This is a genomic window from Nostoc sp., from assembly GCF_036916655.1.
GTDB lineage: Bacteria > Cyanobacteriota > Cyanobacteriia > Cyanobacteriales > Nostocaceae > Nostoc.
Genome location: NZ_JBALFY010000121.1, coordinates 1 through 18,248, shown reverse-complemented (window position 1 = coordinate 18,248; position 18,248 = coordinate 1). Strand labels below are relative to the sequence as shown.

Here is an 18,248-nt window from a genome sequence, read left to right as displayed (position 1 = left end):
TGAAGATTACTATTATTATGAGCTTTAAAGTCCATAAAAAGTTCATTCAGGGCTGGAACTGCTAACCGCTCAATCTGAGCAAAATGCCCATTTCTCAGTCTAGGAGTTTTAACACTAGTTGTCATCCAAGCACCAATCTTGCCTTTACCAAGCAGTTTCCTGGGTAACTCGACAATAATTGAGTGGACATTAAATGGGGCTAGAGTGTCTTTTGCTTGTCCAGGTGGTCTAAAGGAAAGAACTTGGAAGGAAGGACTGGGATTAGGCTGAAGACTATAGTTCCGATCCGGGATGATTTTAAAGAACTGTTCCAAATCGAAAAAGAACGGGTCTTTGCGTGTGCCAACAAAGAACTTCATACCGTTATATGCGGCGAATGTTTGGTTGAGTTGCCCTGTCCAACTTACTGGAAGCAAAGCTGACTCTGTTCCTACTGTGGTTGGACGACATGGACCGCGGACTGTGACAGTTTGCTGTGAGCCTTTACCATTTACATTGAATTGGAGTACGACATCTTCAAGACTGTCGCCAGTGTTATCAATCTTGAACTGATAAAGAACGTTTGGATCAAATGATCTTTTTTCACCAGAAACGATCAGAGGGTCGAAATCCATCACTAAGACAACATTTTTGGGGTTTGTCGGACTCTCAAACACAAACAAATCTGTGAGATCCGCAGCAGTCAGCTTAGTGGCAAGAAAAGTTGTGTCCTGGTGGTCTGAAGCCAAAGCTTTAGGAGTTGCATAGGTTAGCACTACCAGCAAAATAGCGACAAATGCCACTATGGGACGAAAAAAACGAGTAGCTTTAGTCCAATATGGCGATCGCTTGATGGAAAGAAATACTATATTTTGGACTGCTTTATCTATGAGTACCCTGCCTTCAGTTGATATAAAAGACGTGATACTCCGAGCATTTATTCTCATAGTTGCCCTTTTTGAGGTGTTTAGCCTCTACTGTTGGTGTGGAAATAGCAAGTTGATTTGGATTTCAAAAAAGACTGCGGATATTACCGAAGCGCTTTATAGATTATTTGCTCTTACTACTCACTTTCCAGACCAAAACTTGCTCATTTATTGCTCACTTTTCTAATTTCTAGATTTAGTAACTTTTAATGCTACAGCTATAATACTTTTTTGGAATTTCCGGTATGTTGTTTGACCTGCCGCTAAATAGCAGTGGCAGTGCTTTGCAAGACGGAGAAACGTCGAGTCTATTGAAACCCTTGTTATATTTATTTTCAGCTAAGGTTATAAGTATCACCGTCACAGAAAACTGAGTTAGGCTTACCCGCTATCTTTCCACGGTCATCCACTCCTTGCCTCAATCTGGGTTAGTTGGTTTGACTTCTGACATCGGGACTGGCAAGACTGATAGCGATCGCTATTTGTTACAAAGGGATAGTGGATGACCCGATTAAATATTTCGCTGCCAAAGAGAATCAAAATTTAGGAGTAGTCAAAGCCAAGAAATACCCCGCCTCCAAGCTAGATTTGTCTCCTTGGACTACGCTCTCTTGAAAAAATGCAATTACCTTAATCTCTCACTGATGGGGGCGGATCTGGGAATACTAAATGCTAAGGTCTTAAAAATTCAAAAGAATTATGATTAGCAGTGTAGTTACCATTCCCGGCTATCAAGTCAGCGAAGAACTCTACAACGGTTCTAGAACCCTAGTTTATCGAGCAGTTCGAGAGACTGATCAACAGCCTGTGGTCATCAAGCTGCTAAAAAATCCTTATCCCAACTTCATTGAACTTTTGTCGTTTCGCAATCAGTACACCATAGCTAAAAATCTCAACTTACCTGGAATCATTCAAACCTACAGCTTGGAAACGTACCAGAATAGCTATGCATTGGTAATGGAAGACTTTGGGGGAATTTCCCTAAAGCAATGGGGAACTGTGCCAACTGCCATTGAATTTTTGCTTTTAGCGATCGCTTTGTGCAATATATTAGATATTCTCATTCGTCATCGGATTATTCACAAAGATATTAAACCTGCCAATATTCTGATTAATCCAGAAACTCGTGATATCAGACTCATTGACTTTAGTATTGCATCTCTGCTACCACGGGAAACGCAAACCCTGAAAAGTCCCAATGTGTTAGAGGGAACACTCGGCTATTTGTCACCGGAACAAACCGGACGAATGAATCGTGGCATAGACTACCGGACTGATTTCTATTCTGTAGGCGTAACTTTTTACGAGTTACTGACGGGACAATTACCGTTCCAATCAAACGATCCGATGGAGTTAGTACATTGCCATATTGCTAAACTTCCAGCTTTGGTGCATGAGATTAATCCCCAAATTACGCCGATACTCTCAGAAATTGTCAGCAAACTGATGGCGAAAAATGCCGAAGACCGCTATCAGAGTGCATTCGGGCTGAAATATGATTTAGAAACTTGTTTGCATCAACTCCAGCAAACGGGCAAAGTTGAAAGTTTCCCCATTGGGCAACGGGATGTTAGCGATCGCTTCATTATCCCTGAAAAACTCTATGGTCGGGAAGAAGAGGTGAAAACTTTGCTAGCAGCATTTGACCGCGTTACAAATCATCAGACGGAACTGATGTTAGTCGCAGGGTTTTCTGGGATTGGTAAAACGGCGATTATTAACGAAGTCCATAAGCCGATTGTCGAACAGCGAGGCTACTTCATCAAAGGCAAGTTTGACCAATTTAATCGTAATATTCCTTTTTCTGCCTTTGTCCAGACGTTTCGAGATTTAATGGGGCAATTGAGCCGTGAAAATGATACTCAATTATCAGCTTGGAAAACCAAAATCTTAGCAGCGCTGGGTGATAATGGGCAAGTCATTATTGAGGTAATTCCAGAACTAGAACAAATTATTGGTCAACAACTACCTGCACCCAATTTGTCTGGAACTGCGGCACAGAATCGGTTTAATTTACTCTTTCAAAAGTTTATCCAAGTATTCACTACCAAAGAACATCCTCTAGTAATTTTTTTGGATGATTTGCAGTGGGCAGATTTAGCATCTTTGAAGTTAATGCAGTTGCTAATGGATGATTCAGATGGTGGGTATTTATTATTAATTGGAGCTTACCGCGATAATGAGGTTTCTGCTGCTCATCCTTTAATGTTGACACTAGAAGAGATTGCGAAATCTAAAGTTACAATTAATACAATTACACTAACGCCATTAAGTACAGCAAGTTTAAATCAATTAGTTGCCCATACCCTCAATTGTTCGCCAGAAATTGCCCAACCATTAACTCAACTGGTATATCAAAAAACCAAAGGTAATCCATTTTTTAGCACGCAATTTCTCAAAGCACTGCATGAAGATGGGCTGATCCAGTTTGATTTTGATGGGGGAAATTGGCAATGTGACATTCCAAAAGTGAAAGCATTAGCTGTCACGGATGATGTTGTTGAATTTATGGCATTGCAGTTACAGAAGTTGCCAATAGCGACGCAAGATGTGTTGAAATTAGCAGCGTGTATTGGTAACGAATTTGACTTGGCAACCTTGGCGATGGCCAGAGGCGCAACCTCTACGAATATGTCCCAAACCTCAGAATCCGAAACCGCAACAGCCATCTGGAAAGCTTTACAAGAGGGGTTAATTTTACCTCAAACTGAAGTTTACAAATTTTATGTGGGTCAAGAAAGTCAAACAATTGTATGGCAAAGTTCACAAGCAGTTACTTATAAATTTTTACACGACCGTGTGCAACAAGCTGCTTATTTTTTAATTCCTGAAGATGAGAAACAAATTACTCACTTTAAACTGGGGCAGCTACTATTAAATAATATTTCTACGGACGAGCAACAAGAAAAGATTTTTCAGATTGTTAGTCAATTGAACATCGGGTTGGGGTTAATTACTCAACAGACTGAACGCAATCAACTAGCTGAGTTAAATCTGTTAGCTGGACGGAAAGCTAAAGCTTCCACTGCCTATACTGCTGCGGTTCAGTATTTAATGCTAGGAATAAAACTGCTAGCAGCAGATAGCTGGCAAAATCAGTATGCTCTGACGCTGGCGCTGTATGAGGAAGCCGCAGAAGCAGAATACTTAAATACTCACTTTGAACAATCTATCAGTTTAGCAGATTTGATATTGCAGCAAACCACGCATCTGTTAGACAGAATTAAGACCTATGAGCTAAAAGTGCAAATTTATATTGCTCAAGATCGGCAAGTTCAAGCTATTGAAACAGGGTTAAAAGCACTAGAGCAATTAAACATTTTGTTGATACTACCTGATGTAGAGCAGAAAAATTATTTAAAGCCACTACCAGACTTGACAAATTTAGCCAATATTCCAGAGATGATCGATCCTGAATCTCTGGCTGCACTCCGGTTGCTGATTAGCATTACTCCTCCTGTTCATCATGTCAAACCGGAGATGTTTCCGTCAGTGGCGCTGACAATGCTTCATCTTTGTCTTGAGCAGGGACATTCATCCTTGGCTGCTTTTGTCTATGGAATCTATGGCTTATTTCTGTGTGCTGTAATCAAAGATGTAGACACTGCTTATCACTCAGGTCAGATATCTCTAGAGCTATTAGAGCAATACCATGCCAAAGAACTTAGCTCCAAAATTTATATGCTCTTTGGTGCTTTTATCTGTGCTTGCAAGGAGCATGGTCGAAATACTATTCAATTGTTACGAGAAGGTATGCAGTGTGGTCTAGAGGTCGGAGACATCGAGTACGCTAGCTATTCGATGATGGCTGAGTGTAAGCATTTATTCCTGATTGGAGAACCTTTAAATTCTGTCGAGCAAAGGCAAGCAAAATATATTGATTTACTTTTAAACTTCAAACAAAAGCATTGTCTTGATTATGCCCAAATTTGGAGGCAACTCACTTTAAACTTCCTCGGACAAACCTCTGACCAATTTCACCTGACTGGTACTGATTTTGATGAGAGGGAAATGCTACTGCATTTTCATAACACTCATAATCATCAGTCACTATTTGCCATATATGTAGCCAAAATAATTGTACTTTATACTTTTGAAAAGTATGAACAGGCTGTAACGAATGCAGAGCAAGCCACTGAGTTTGTAGATGGAGCCTTTGGTCCACTAATTGTTGCCGGACATAACTTTTACTACTCTTTGTCCTTACTTGCACGGTATTCGAGCTGCGATCGCGTACAGCCCTTCTCCTCAAGGAGACGCTACGCGAACGGGCATGAAAACCGCGTAAGCGTCCGCTCTGCGGAAGCGCTGCTGCCTTCAGCAGATCGCAATCAACAGGAATGTTGCTTAAATCAAGTAGCTAACAACCAAAAACTCATGCGCTACTGGGCCGATCGTGCTGGAGCCAACTTCCAGCACAAATATGATTTAGTTGAAGCAGAAACAGCACGGGTGATGGGAGATCCACTCAAAGCAATGGAGTATTACGATCGCGCCATTGCATTAGCTAAAGAAAACGGCTACCTCAACGAAGAAGCACTTAGCAATGAGTTGGCAGCAAAATTCTACCTCAACTGGGGTAAAGAAAAGGTGGCTCAAGCTTACATCCAAGAAGCCTACTACTGCTACGCTCGTTGGGATGCCAAGGCTAAAATCGATGACTTAGAAACACGCTATCCGCAATTACTACAATCTATTCTGCAACAAAAGCAATTCACTCTCCAGCCCTTAGAAGCCCTCGCTATACCTGCCCGCACGATTCATCAACCGACGCAAACATCTAGCTCAAGCAGCACTTCTATCTCTGAAGCCTTGGATTTTGCCACCATCCTGAAAGCGTCTCAGAGCTTGTCTAGCGAGATTCAGTTAGACAAATTGCTCCAAGGCTTGCTCAATGCGATTATGACCAATGCTGGAGCCAGTAAATGTGTGCTGATGTTGATGCAGGAGAATGACTTGCGAGTAGAAGCGATCGCCCAACTAGGACAAGAACCCAGCATCGGGCCAGCACTGCCAATAGATCAAAGTTTTGATATTCCTGTCAGTCTGATTTACACTGTCAAACGCAGTCTACAATCCCTTGTCATCGCTGATGCCAGAATAGAGGCGTCTTTGGTGGCTGATTTCTATATCACAAAGCACCAGCCCAAAAGCCTACTGTGTAATCCCATCGTGCATCAGGGTAAACTGCTAGGAATTTTATATCTGGAAAATAACCTGGCTACGGAAGCATTTACACCAGATCGGTTGGAAATTGTCAAGCTCCTATCATCCCAAGCTGCCATTTCTATCGAAAATGCTAATCTCTACAACACTCTCGAACAGAAAGTTAGCGATCGCACTCAACAGCTTTCCCAAGCCCTAGAAGAACTCAAAACGACTCAAGATCAGCTCGTGGAATCCAAGAAAATGGCTGCTTTAGGTAGCTTGGTGGCAGGGGTTGCTCATGAAGTCAACACTCCTGTGGGTACTAGCATCACACTGGTATCGACCCTCATTGATAAAACTACTAGTCTCATCACCACAGTTGAGCAGGGGCAGCTGAAACGAGCAGATTTGACCAACTACCTGAACATTGCTAAAGAATGTGGAGACATTATTTTGACAAACCTTAATAGTGCCGCAGAGTTGGTGCAAAGTTTCAAACAGGTTGCTGTCGATCAAACCAACCTGGAGCAACGTACTATTAGGGTTAAACTTTATCTGGAAGAAACGCTTTTTAGTTTGGCACCAAATTTAAGAAAAACACTACATACGGTAACTATAACTGGCGATGATACTGTAACCATTAATACTTATCCAGGTGCATTGGCACAAGTTGTCACCAATTTGGTGATGAACTCCCTCATGCACGCCTATCAGCCCGAAGAAGCTGGGGAAATGCACTTTCAGGTGTTACAGCAAGGCGATCTAGCCATCATTCAGTACCGTGATGATGGCTGTGGTGTTCCCAAAAAGCATCTTAGCCGCATTTTTGAACCCTTCTTCACCACAGCAAGGCATCGCGGTGGAACAGGACTAGGATTGCATATTGTCTACAATCTAGTCACCCAAAAATTGCGGGGAACGATTAATGTGCAAAGCGAAGTGGGGAAGGGAACTCTATTTATAGTAACCCTTCCACTTGAGCAACAGGTTACTCCATGAACGCCAGAATTAGGGATGATCGAATATGCCCAGCGAAAATCAAAGGGTTTCCAACTCAGAAACTGACGCTTTTTTTGTCTTTGTAGACAACGATGATACGTTTATCTTTGCAGATGACAATGGCAAACAAGCAACCAATGAAGTTGATAGGGGTTCCCAAGCGGTTCCAAACTCTCCACCAGCAACTGTAGCAGTTTGGAAAGTCTTGATCGTCGATGACGATGTATTAGTCCATCGAGCCACAATCCTGGCACTCGAAGATTGCACTTTTGAGAGTAAACCTCTGACGTTTCTCCATGCCCACTCTGGTACAGAAGCAAAGTATTTAATCCAGACACATCCAGATACGGCGTTAATTTTGCTGGATGTCGTTATGGAAACAGATGATGCTGGATTACAGTTGGTTCAATATATTCGAGCAGAATTACACAACCATCAAGTACGAATTATTCTACGTACAGGTCAGCCTGGAGAAGCACCGGAAGCCTCGGTGATTCTGGACTACGATATTAACGACTATCGGCTCAAAACAGAACTGACACGGCAAAAGCTGATTACAGTCGTGATTTCTTCCCTTCGTTCCTACGGTAATATCCTCAAAATAGAGAACCAAAATTCTGAACTAACCCTCGCCCTAGACCATCTTCAACAAACTCAAGCTCAACTAATTCAAGCAGAAAAAATGTCGTCTTTGGGGCAAATGGTTGCAGGAGTTGCTCACGAAATTAACAATCCCACAAACTTCATTTATGGCAACCTGTTTCATACAGAAACTTATATGCAGGGTCTGTTAAAACTCATCAAAACTTATCAAGAACATTATCCCACTCCAGTGCAGGCGATCCAAACTACAGCAGAGTCTATTGATTTACCCTTTTTGATGGAGGATTTACCTAAACTATTCGACTCAATGCAAGCTGGAGCTGAACGTATTAAACATATTGTTGAATCACTGCGTAACTTCTCCCGCTTAGATGAAGCGGAAATTAAACCAGTAGACATTCACTCTGGTATTGATAGTACACTGTTAATTTTACAGCACCGATTCCAAGCTAATGCTAACCGCCCAATGATCGCTGTGATTAAGGAATATGGTCAACTGCCTTTGGTTAACTGCTATGTCGGTGCCCTCAATCAGGTATTTATGAATATCTTGAGTAATGCAATTGATGCTTTGGAAATGGGGACTAGCAACTGGGAAATCACTTGTGAAACATTTTCCCTCCCGACAATTCGCATTCGCACTGAAATTTTGCATACTGATAGAGTGCAGATTCGCATTGCTGACAATGGTCTAGGCATGAGTGAATCAACACTTAAGAGAATATTTAATCCTTTTTTTACCACCAAGCCTGTGGGCAGTGGTACGGGTTTGGGATTATCGATTAGCTACTCGATTGTAGTGGAACAGCATGGAGGTCATTTAACTTGCTCTTCCGCACCAGGCAAAGGTACAGAGTTTGTCATCGATATTTTTATTTAAAGTTGAGTCCCCTGCATGGATTTTGGGGTAGTATCTTTCACTGTTGGCTATTTATTTTCATCGTCAGACTGTAAACCCTGTAACCCACAGCGTACACCCGATAGCAACCCACAACATTGATTTGCCCTTGTCTGACATCAGCAAGATCAGTTAGTGATTGAGCGGTTTGAGTTCGGGGGAGACCTTGTTAAAGAATTACTCAGTACTCTAACGATTGATGAGCGTTGCGGGGTGACGCTGGAATTTGAGGATATATTTTATAAGTTGCCACTACGAAGGACTAGTAATGCAATTCGGCAACTAACTAAGCATAATATTTACTTGTGTATCCATTTCATAATCTCAAACAAATACACCTATTTTCGTGCGTTCGCACAGAAGTTACGGGAGCAAGTTGGATTAATTGGACTACCTGTGTTGATTTGGGACGAGAAAAAACCGAGAGCAGATTCTGACCAACTAAAACTCTTATACGAATGGCACTAAGAAAAGCCGAAACACTTATGGGTTAAGCGGTTTGCAATTGCTTGCGTAATTCATGCCGAGGTTTGGTCATTAACGACGTTGTTGAATGAGGGGAATGCAAATAATAAACTCAGCACCAACTCCTGGTTGCGAAATGCATTCTAAAGAACCGCCATGCCTTTCTGTGATAATTTGGTGACTAATAGCCAGCCCCATCCCCGTACCTCGTCCAACGGGCTTGGTCGTAAAAAAAGGATTAAATATTTGCTTGAAAGCATCTTCTGGTATTCCCAGTCCGTTGTCGGCAATGCGAAATGAAAGCTAGGTTTTTACCGAGTAGGAATTTATGGGAATTTGATAGTTTGATAATTTGATTCCTGGGACGGCGCACACCTTGGCTTTTGGGGCTCCCATTGGAGTAGCTAAGGGAATCAAGGGGAATTACGATGCCCGTCGTGCTTATGGCTTGAGTTGCTCTCCCCGGCAAGCTGCGATCGCTTGGAAACGAATTGACTATTTGTGGAGTCTACTTTCAAATTAGGAGGTGCATTATGGTTAACCTAATCAACTCATTGGAAAGCTGCTGATTTATTTCCTCACCGTGGGGTCAAACCAATTCGCAATTGACAATTCGCAATTCGCTTAATTAACGGCGCTTGATTCTACAACATTGAATAGCAGTCTCCCACTTTAACCGTACCAGAGGGTTTAATCACAGTACTACTTTTGGGCTGGACGTTGCTCACCTCATTTTTTAATCAACAATTAAGTGTTCAATTAGTTAAAACAGATGTTCTCAAGTCTAATCAAGAACTTTTACAACAAGCACTACAAAAACAAGCAGAGCTAGCAACCTTAGCTCAAACAAGAACTGAGGAATTAGAAGTAGCAATGTTGTTAGCATTTCAAAAAACTCAACTACAATTCATTCAAGCCGAAAAAATGTCCTCAATAGGGCAAATGGTTGCTGGAGTAGCGCATGAAATTAATAATCCTGTCAACTTTATTTATGGAAACTTATTTCATCTAGAAGCTTATATACGAGAGCTTCTAGAATTGATTAGCACTTATGAAAAATACTATCCTGAGCCTCTACAGACAATTCAATTTCTCAGAGAAACTATTGATTTGCAATTTCTGACAAAGGATTTACCGAAAACCCTAGAATCTATGCAAGTAGGAGCTACAAGAGTTAAGCAGATTGTTGACTCCTTACGTAATTTTTCACGTCTGGATGAAGCTGAATTTAAGACTGTAGATCTTCATGAAGGGTTAGATTCTACACTACTCATCCTCAACAATAGATTGATGAATACAGGGGGTAATAGGCCAGAAGTTACGGTAATTAAAGAATATGGAGATTTGCCATTTTCGCTTTTCTTAGTGCCATTCGGCTCTGAGGAAAATGTGATTTTCATTAGGAAGATTAACGTTGCTATTCTTGATATCGATGCTTTTTTAATTACTCCCAGTCTCAGTACAGGGGTTGACATTTCCAGCTATCATTTTGATACTGTGTTTGGTGTGTTTCATGCTGTCTCGCAGTCGGGCGACAGTTTGCGCCCAGCAATTATGGCGGTATCGTCCAGATGTCCCCATGTATGTTTGGGTTGCCCCACGTCCTCCATTTGGTTACGCCGAAACTAATGCCCGTCGCATCAAGGAAAGAATTCTTCAAACAAACGAGATGACTGCTTTTCTAATTCGCATTAACCGCGAGACAGGGAAACGTGGGGCAGAGAAGGACTGGGCGTTGGATGCTAGTTGTCAGATTGAGGGGCAAAGGAATTGGTCGATTAATAATCTACGGGCTGATTTGCGTTAGCGTTCGCGCAGCGTTCCGCAGGAAAGCTTAACGAAGTTATCGCTCTTAGAGGAAATGGGCAATACGATTATTCCTTTGGGCAACGGTAGTGATGAAGGGACTTCGCGGTGGATGAAAGCGGCGGGTATTGCCATCGATGAAGAACATTATCGCAAGGTGGCGAATGCCAAAGATATTGATAGAAGGACTTACACAAGTAGGCAGCATCAGGATTATCTCAAGCCGGAGGAGGTTTTGGAACAAATTTGCTCAATTGGTGACAGATGCCCCGCAGCGGAGTGAGTAGATGGTTTGATTTATTCGGCATAGAATCAAAATTGGAGATGTCCACACCTTGAGTGAGTTGGCAAGAAAGCTACCTTTATGAAAGTGCCATTCGATTGCCACTATCGTTTGCGAGAGGCGAAAAATAACACCCCGCAAACCGTAGCGGTTGATGATAAGAGAGCGCTAATTTCGATTAACCAACAACAAAATTGTTGTTGGTTAGTGACAATCCACTCGAAAGTTGGGCAAATTTTACCTGACTAAACCCAGATGCACTACCATCTTGGTCAAAGTACAGTCCACCTGTAATAGAGTCATAGATAAATCGTTGATTACTTGTCGTTGCAGATGTTCCCAGGGTAAACTGAGCATCTGAGAGTGAACCTATTGATAACCCGCCAGCAAAATAAAAAGCTGATATCTGAATTAAGTCATTAGTGGCGTTGAAGTCATAGAGATCGTCAACACCTTCATTGTAATTATAGAAAACAAAGGTATCAGTCCCATTCCCTCCAATTAGGCTGTCATTACCCTTCCCACCTGCCAGGGTATCATTACCGTTGCTCCCCACAATCAAGTCATTGTAGTCTGTACCTGAGATATTTAATCTTTCGATATTGTTGTAATTAACTAGATACGTGTCTGCCGTAACCGATCCAGTGTTAGTAGTAGCATTAAAAGTCGAAGTAATCCCTTTTGTAGGATATTGGTAATATATGGACAAGAAATCGTTACCATTACCCCCATTTACCGTTTGAGTCGTTAAATCAGAGGGGACATCACCTGAGAATGTGATGCCTAAATAGAAGGAATCATTGCCATCTCCCCCAAAAAGGAGGTTATTACCTTTTGCATTGGTAGCATCAAAAGTATCGTCACCAGCGCCACCGTTGAGGGTGTTATTAACTATAGTAGAAAGAGTGGGGTCGCTGCTTCCGATGTCAAGATAATCATTGCCATCGCCTCCAGAGAGCAGATTATTGCCTGTTGAACCTCTACCAGACAAAGTATCGTTACCTGCACCTCCAAGTAGTGTGTTATTACCTGTGGAGCGAGAATCTTCGGAGTAGTTAAAGGAAGAAGAGTAGTAGTAGTAACCAGAGATGTTAAGAGAATCATTTCCATCGCCTCCAGAGAGCAGATTATCGCCTGTTGAACCGATAGCATTCAAGGTATCGTTACCTGCACCTCCAAGTAGTGTGTTATTACCTGTGGAGCGAGAGTCGGAGGAGTAGCTAGGTCTGTTGATGTAGCTGCCAGAGATGTCAAGATAATCATTGCCATCACCCCCAGAGAGCAGATTATCGCCTGTTGAAGCGTTAGCACTCAAGCGATCATCATCAGCACCTCCAAGTAGTGTGTTATTACCTATTGAACCGCTAATATTCAAAATATCGTCATCGGCATCTCCGTCAAGGATATTATTGCCTGCACCGCCAATCAGAGTATCATTGCCTGCACCACCAATCAGAGTATCATTGCCTGCACCACCTCTAATGATGTCATCACCACTCAATCCGTCGATGATGTCATTACCCCCTTGACCATTGATGACATCATTAGAGTTGTCAAAACCTGTAATATCGTTATCGAGGTCATTCAGGAAAGTAACAGTGTTCTTATTGAACAGGTTCGTTTGAGTGGAATTTGCATCAAACACATCAAAACTGTCAGTGACACTAATTTGACCATAAAAGAGGATATTGCCAATAGCAGGTCGTGAAGAAGTTGCTGGTAAATTATCCAGGTTTTCTAATTTGAAGTTTTGCAGAATGACTTTGCTATTAGCGAGATTTTCAAAAGTGATTTCTAAGTTGTTGCCATTTTGAGTTAATTGCAGATTTTGAGCAGTGAATCCAGAACTTGTAAATTGCAAGGTGTCTACAGAGGCAATGACCGTTGCTGATGGATTTGAGTCTTTACCCACACCACCGAAATCGGTAATAGTATCAGTATTTTTGTTGTAGTAAATATCGTTGTTGTAAACAAATTCATCATTACCAGCGCCACCAGTTAGAGTATCATTACCAACGCCCCCAGAGAGGGTATCGTTGCCACTGTTCCCCACAATGTTGTCATTGTAGTCTGTACCTAAGATATTTAATCGTTCGATATTCTTGTAACTAACCTGATTCGTACCCGACCTAATTGAGCCAGTGTTAGTAGTGGCATTATAAGTTGTTGCGATCGCCGCACTACCGTTGTAATTTACGGACAGTACATCGTCACCCTCACCCCCATCTATGGTATCATTGCCACCACTGCCTGTGGAGAGGGTATCGTTGCCACTGTTCCCCACAATGTTGTCATTGTAATCTGTACCTAAAATATTTAATCGTTCGATATTCTTGTAACTAACCTGATTCGTACCCGCTTTAATTAAACCAATGTTAGTAGTAGGATTGAATGTCGTTGTAATCCCTTCTGTAGCATAATTGTAATTTACGGACAGTACATCGTCACCTTCACCCCCATCTATGGTATCATTGCCACCACTGCCTGTGGAGAGGGTATCGTTGCCACTGTTCCCCACAATGTTGTCATTGTAACCTGTACCTGAGATATTTAATCGTTCGATATCCTTGTAATCAACCTGATTCGTACCGAACCTAATTGAGCCAGTGTTAGTAGTGACATTGTAAGTTGTTGTAATCCCTACAGCAGCGCTGTAATAACTGCTGTGATCAACAGACAACAAATCGTCACCCTTACCTCCATCTACCGTTTGATTCTCTAAATCTAGATAGAAGGAATCATCTAGCGTGGCAAAACTTACTAGAGAAGACGACTCTCTAAATTAGCCAAGTAACCCTTGGGGTCTCTGCGAAACCGATATTGTTCAATTCTGGCTTTATGGTGTTTTTGCAATTGAGAGCGTAATTCGAGCCAAGTAACGATATTAACTTGTGCTAAATCAGATGCGGTAAAGGAATGAAGCTTAGTAGCGATCGCACAGGCGAGTTTGACAGAACCACGAATAACAAGGGATGAGGGGGCAACCTTACGACCAGTACAACGACGTTGATGATGACGTAACATACCAAAAGCATGTTCTAAGTCATTATTAGTTCTGGGGAAATCTTCAATTTCGTAACAATGAAAAAGTCCAGACCAGTAGTTATGGGTGGTTTTTATAAAGTTATCGATTGCGGTATTGAGTGTACCAGCTTTCTGCTTTTGTTGGGACATTTCTGTTAACAGTTGCTGATAACTTTGTTTGACTCCAGCAGCATCAAGACCTATTTTATTATTGAGAATATCCCTAGCCTTATCAACCCATTTATATGCAACTATGACAGGTAAAAATAAAGATGCAGTCGCAGATAAACCCTTAGCTATCAGGTGTTTCAGGTTAACTAAAGGTGGTGGTAAAGCACTTTTTTTTCCATCCGCTCTAAGCTTTGTTCTATCAACGTCAAATTTTCTTGTAACTTTAATCCAGATGCCTCTAACGATGGATGACCATCATTGGTTATAGAACTACGTACTGCCGAGCAATAATCTTCAATAATGTTTGCCAAATCCTCATCTTCATTGCTAACACTACGTTCAATGTCTCGTAATCCTCTAACTTTTTTTTTCAATTCCTTTTTTGCATGTCGATCTGCCTCATATATGGGAATAATAGCTTCTTTCAGGTAATGGTAATGACATAAACCATGAGCAATACTAGGTAATGCTACTTTTACAGCTTTGCGAATTGATTGTTGTCCATCACTAACAACTCCATCAATTGGTACATTTAGGGTGTTAGTTCAGGGCAAACGCATCTAAAGTACTCTTGATCAAGACCAAGATTAAGACCCAACGAAAAATCAGTATTTCTGGCTTGATTTATTTTCCAAGGCTCAAAGCGATCGCTAAAATTTTTATCAATAAGTAGAGCTTAATGAGATTATTTTTGAGTCTATTGAGAATAGAGTAGTCTTATTGACATGATGCGGCCGCCCTGGGTGTTAGTTACTTCTAATAATAACGCCACTAAATCTTCATTTCTTGATGATAATAAGGTTTTAGCTAGTAATATTTCTCCTGATATACAATCTCGAATGACCCATAATACCTCATGTCCAATTTCTGGCTGCATCCCATCGATGGCTAATATCACCCGTCCTTGCTTTTTAAATATTGCTTTTAACCTTTTATGGTCTTTTAGCCACAAAGAAAGTAACTCATCATATCTATCAATGAGGTGCGTGACCGTTCGTTGACTTATACATATACCCTTTAATTCAAGGTGAGTGTGTATTTCGGGAACACTTCTATGTTCCTGGTACCGTAATGCTCCTATGTAAGCAATCACATCTAAACCAAATTCGTTTTGTGGTAGAGCGAATGACCCTTCTTTCTCTGGTCGATATGCTTTTTTATACCGCAGACATGACTTATTTCGACATCGACGAATTTTTAGCTGTAGTTCTACTACCCCGTTTAACGTTCTTATATGTCGAGGATTATTGTATTCATTCCACATTGCTTGACCGCACGAGGGGCATTTTTTTTGAACACAATCGAGTACTTCAAACGATGTTGCCTCTGGTTTTAAACTTTTTCTTGCCAAGTTTTTGCACCATTATTTCGCTACAAGGTCAAGATTACAGGATTTCCGCTCTTCTCTAGTAAGTTTTGCCACGCTAGGTATTTACTTAGATGTCTTTGCTTCTAGACACATCTTTGCATATTCTTCACATTATTTACTGATAAATTTACGTAAAAATATTTTGATTTATGCACTATCAATGTGTCGTCTTTTCCTCTTGCTAAAGACTATTACCAATTGGTATAGCGTTTGTAACCAAAAATTTGCGCTCGCAGACATTACTGCTTCTGCCTCAAAAAATCGAGTTGGTTAAAGCGGCTAGTCAGGAATTGTATAATGCTGAGTGTCAGGCGTAGCCCGCCTTTGGCATCGCTAATTCTGTTGAACTCTCTGGGGCTGAACTCAAGAAACTGCAAGACAAACGGGCGAAAACGAAAACCGAACGACATCAGCAACGCAAGGCTGAATTGTCCCGTCGCTATGAAATTGACGTGACCCCTGATTTGGTCAAGAAAGATGATGATGGGTGGTATCCTCAACTGAGAATGCACTACTATTTGACGCTGGGGCGAGAGTTTCTGACGAACCGTGATACTAAACGGGCAGCAGCGCAGTTAGAGGCGGGAGAGAATTCGATTTGGAAACCAGATTTTAACAAGGGGCAGCTATTACCTGCTGTGTTGTTACTCGAAAATCTCAATCTGTTGCAGTTTCTCACGCCTGGGGTTCAGTTGAGGGGGTCTGACGAGCGGATGCAGGAGTTTAAAGCACTGGTACTAAAGCATCGGCACGTTATCAAGAATTACTTGAATGTCACTATCTCAGAAAAACACACACCGATTGCGATCGCTCAGAAGTTACTTGCCAAGATCGACTTGAAGTTGGATTATGTTGGTCGGTTGGGTAAGCGTGAAAATCGGGAGTGCGTTTATCAATTCGTGCCTGTTGATGATCGGGTGTGGTCAAAAGTAGTTGGTGAATGAGCGATGGCGATGGGGGTAAAGCTATCTTTGATAATTATTCTCATTCAGAGGGGATGAGACAATCAAAACTCAAGGGTGAAAAAGTCTCAAGAATATGGCAGTGTTTTGAACAGATATTGAATATATTGCGACACTACCATGAATCAAGATTACACTGATATTATCCAACGCTTAAGCCAACTACTGTGCCAAGCGATCGCAGAAAGAGAAGTCAATTTATTGGATGGTTTAGAACAACTAGACTTCGAGCTAGCCAAACTATTACGTTTGGTAGGGTTGCAAGTGATGTCAATGTTGTTAAATAATTTGGCGCAGACAGTAACCCAAGAAGCGAAAAAGACACGTTTTGTTGTCCACCGCCGAATGAGCGCCGCGTACTCGGTACTTTTTGGCATCGTAGAAGTTGAATCTCCCTACTTGTGGAACAAACAAGAGCATCGGGGATGCCGCCCAGTCAAAGAAAAGTTGCTAATTGAACATGGGGAACGTTCAATCGCTGTTAAGCGAGCGTTAACTGATTTTGGGGCTGAAGAGTCATTTGGGCAAGCAGCCAAACGTTTTCAAGAACATTATGGCTGGAAAGTAGAACGCAGTCCGCTTAGGCGAGAAGTAGAATCAATTGCAAATGTTGCCCAGCAATATGTAGAAAATCGATTGCAGAGACTGGAAACAAGTTTCAAAAGCTTGATTCCACCGTCTAAAAGAGATGGTTGGAACCGAATTTTAGTAGAACTTGATGGTTGTCAGATTCGCACTGGTATCTGTATCCCAAGCGAAAAAGAAGAATTAACTCCCATTCGCCGGATTAAAAAATGTCAGCGACCAACGGAGTGGCGTGAAGTGAGAGTGGGTTTGGCTCGCCGTGTGGAACAAAAAGACCAACGCACTTTTATCGCTAGAATGGGTCAATATCCCGAAGTGGTGCAACAACTTCATAGTGCAGCAATTGACCAAGGATTATCAACTTATACCTTAGTATATAGTTTAGCGGATGGAGGCAATGGCTTACGAGAAGCCCTTGAAGCAAAGTTTACCAATTTTCAGTTTATTCTTGACCACTCCCATTTCAAGCAGCATCTTTATCAAGCGGTTGAAGCGATGGAATTCCCAAGGTCTGTGTCTTCTGTTTGGTTTAAATGTGCTTTAGACTTAATTGAACATGGGCAAGTAAAAAAAATTATCAGCCGTCTCAAGCGCTGGTCAGGAAAAGGGCAAAAGGTAGTTTTGAATTTTTCTAAATATTTAGAACGTTTTCGCTCTGCTGTCCATTACGATCAATATCGCGCTCTTGGTCTACCAATTGGCTCAGGAGAAGTTGAAAGTGCCCACCGTTATATTCCTCAAAAGCGGTTAAAAATTCCAGGGGCAACTTGGCATCCAGATACAATTAATCCGATGTTGGCTTTAAGAGTGATTCGAGCCAATGATTGGTGGGACGATTTTTGGCTAACCGCCTTTTGATTCTCATTATCACGGAATTTCCTCACAGTTTAATATTATAGCGATCGCTCATCCACCAACTACTTTTGACCACACCCTCTTGTTTGAGAGTAGAGATTGGCAATTATGAGATAGTTCTGGATGCCGGAACCAGACCCAAAGGTAGCAATCCATTACCTGCCTTTGAGTATCT

Annotated in this window: 9 protein-coding genes and 3 pseudogenes; 6 read left to right on the top strand and 6 right to left on the bottom strand. The window is 41.7% G+C overall.

Annotated features, from left to right (window positions below; translation table 11 throughout):
* The coding region (locus tag V7L31_RS32105) for a DUF4331 family protein (RefSeq protein ID WP_334699978.1) at nt 1-926 on the bottom strand (926 nt) is incomplete at its 3' end.
* Nucleotides 927-1,604: 678 nt separating this feature from the next.
* Here V7L31_RS32105 and V7L31_RS32100 point away from each other — a divergent pair.
* Together V7L31_RS32100 and V7L31_RS32095 are read left to right on the top strand one after the other, a co-directional pair.
* A complete protein-coding gene (locus V7L31_RS32100) occupies nt 1,605-7,052 on the top strand; it encodes a trifunctional serine/threonine-protein kinase/ATP-binding protein/sensor histidine kinase (protein ID WP_334699977.1) in 5,448 nt (1,815 codons plus the stop codon).
* Between the two features lie 25 nt (nt 7,053-7,077).
* Nucleotides 7,078-8,535, top strand: coding sequence for an ATP-binding protein (locus tag V7L31_RS32095; RefSeq protein ID WP_334699976.1), 1,458 nt, complete (start codon nt 7,078-7,080; stop codon nt 8,533-8,535).
* Nucleotides 8,536-9,090: 555 nt separating this feature from the next.
* On the opposite strand, the pseudogene V7L31_RS32090 reads toward V7L31_RS32095, so the two are convergent.
* A pseudogene (locus V7L31_RS32090) lies at nt 9,091-9,312 on the bottom strand (sensor histidine kinase); the annotation flags it as partial.
* Between the two features lie 82 nt (nt 9,313-9,394).
* Here V7L31_RS32090 and V7L31_RS32085 point away from each other — a divergent pair.
* Nucleotides 9,395-9,541, top strand: coding sequence for a hypothetical protein (locus V7L31_RS32085; protein ID WP_334699975.1), 147 nt, complete (start codon nt 9,395-9,397; stop codon nt 9,539-9,541).
* Between the two features lie 851 nt (nt 9,542-10,392).
* Nucleotides 10,393-11,107: pseudogene (locus V7L31_RS32775) on the top strand (hypothetical protein); the annotation flags it as partial.
* Between the two features lie 178 nt (nt 11,108-11,285).
* Here V7L31_RS32775 and V7L31_RS32065 read toward each other — a convergent pair.
* The 4 genes and pseudogenes from V7L31_RS32065 to V7L31_RS32050 form a co-directional block, all read right to left on the bottom strand.
* A pseudogene (locus tag V7L31_RS32065) lies at nt 11,286-13,790 on the bottom strand (beta strand repeat-containing protein); the annotation flags it as partial.
* A gap of 77 nt (nt 13,791-13,867) precedes the next feature.
* A complete protein-coding gene (locus V7L31_RS32060) occupies nt 13,868-14,281 on the bottom strand; it encodes a hypothetical protein (RefSeq protein WP_334699970.1) in 414 nt (137 codons plus the stop codon).
* A gap of 167 nt (nt 14,282-14,448) precedes the next feature.
* The gene (locus V7L31_RS32055) at nt 14,449-14,676 is read right to left on the bottom strand and encodes a hypothetical protein (protein WP_334699969.1); all 228 of its coding nucleotides are present in this window, start codon (nt 14,674-14,676) and stop codon (nt 14,449-14,451) included.
* Nucleotides 14,677-14,999: 323 nt separating this feature from the next.
* Complete coding sequence (locus V7L31_RS32050) at nt 15,000-15,653, bottom strand: hypothetical protein (protein WP_334699968.1); 654 nt, start codon at nt 15,651-15,653, stop codon at nt 15,000-15,002.
* 470 nt (nt 15,654-16,123) lie between these two features.
* Between V7L31_RS32050 and V7L31_RS32045 the strand changes: the two genes are divergently transcribed.
* Together V7L31_RS32045 and V7L31_RS32040 are read left to right on the top strand one after the other, a co-directional pair.
* A complete protein-coding gene (locus V7L31_RS32045) occupies nt 16,124-16,615 on the top strand; it encodes a hypothetical protein (RefSeq protein ID WP_334699967.1) in 492 nt (163 codons plus the stop codon).
* Between the two features lie 138 nt (nt 16,616-16,753).
* The gene (locus V7L31_RS32040; RefSeq protein WP_334699966.1) at nt 16,754-18,076 is read left to right on the top strand and encodes a UPF0236 family transposase-like protein; all 1,323 of its coding nucleotides are present in this window, start codon (nt 16,754-16,756) and stop codon (nt 18,074-18,076) included.
* The last annotated feature ends 172 nt before the right edge of the window (nt 18,077-18,248 follow it).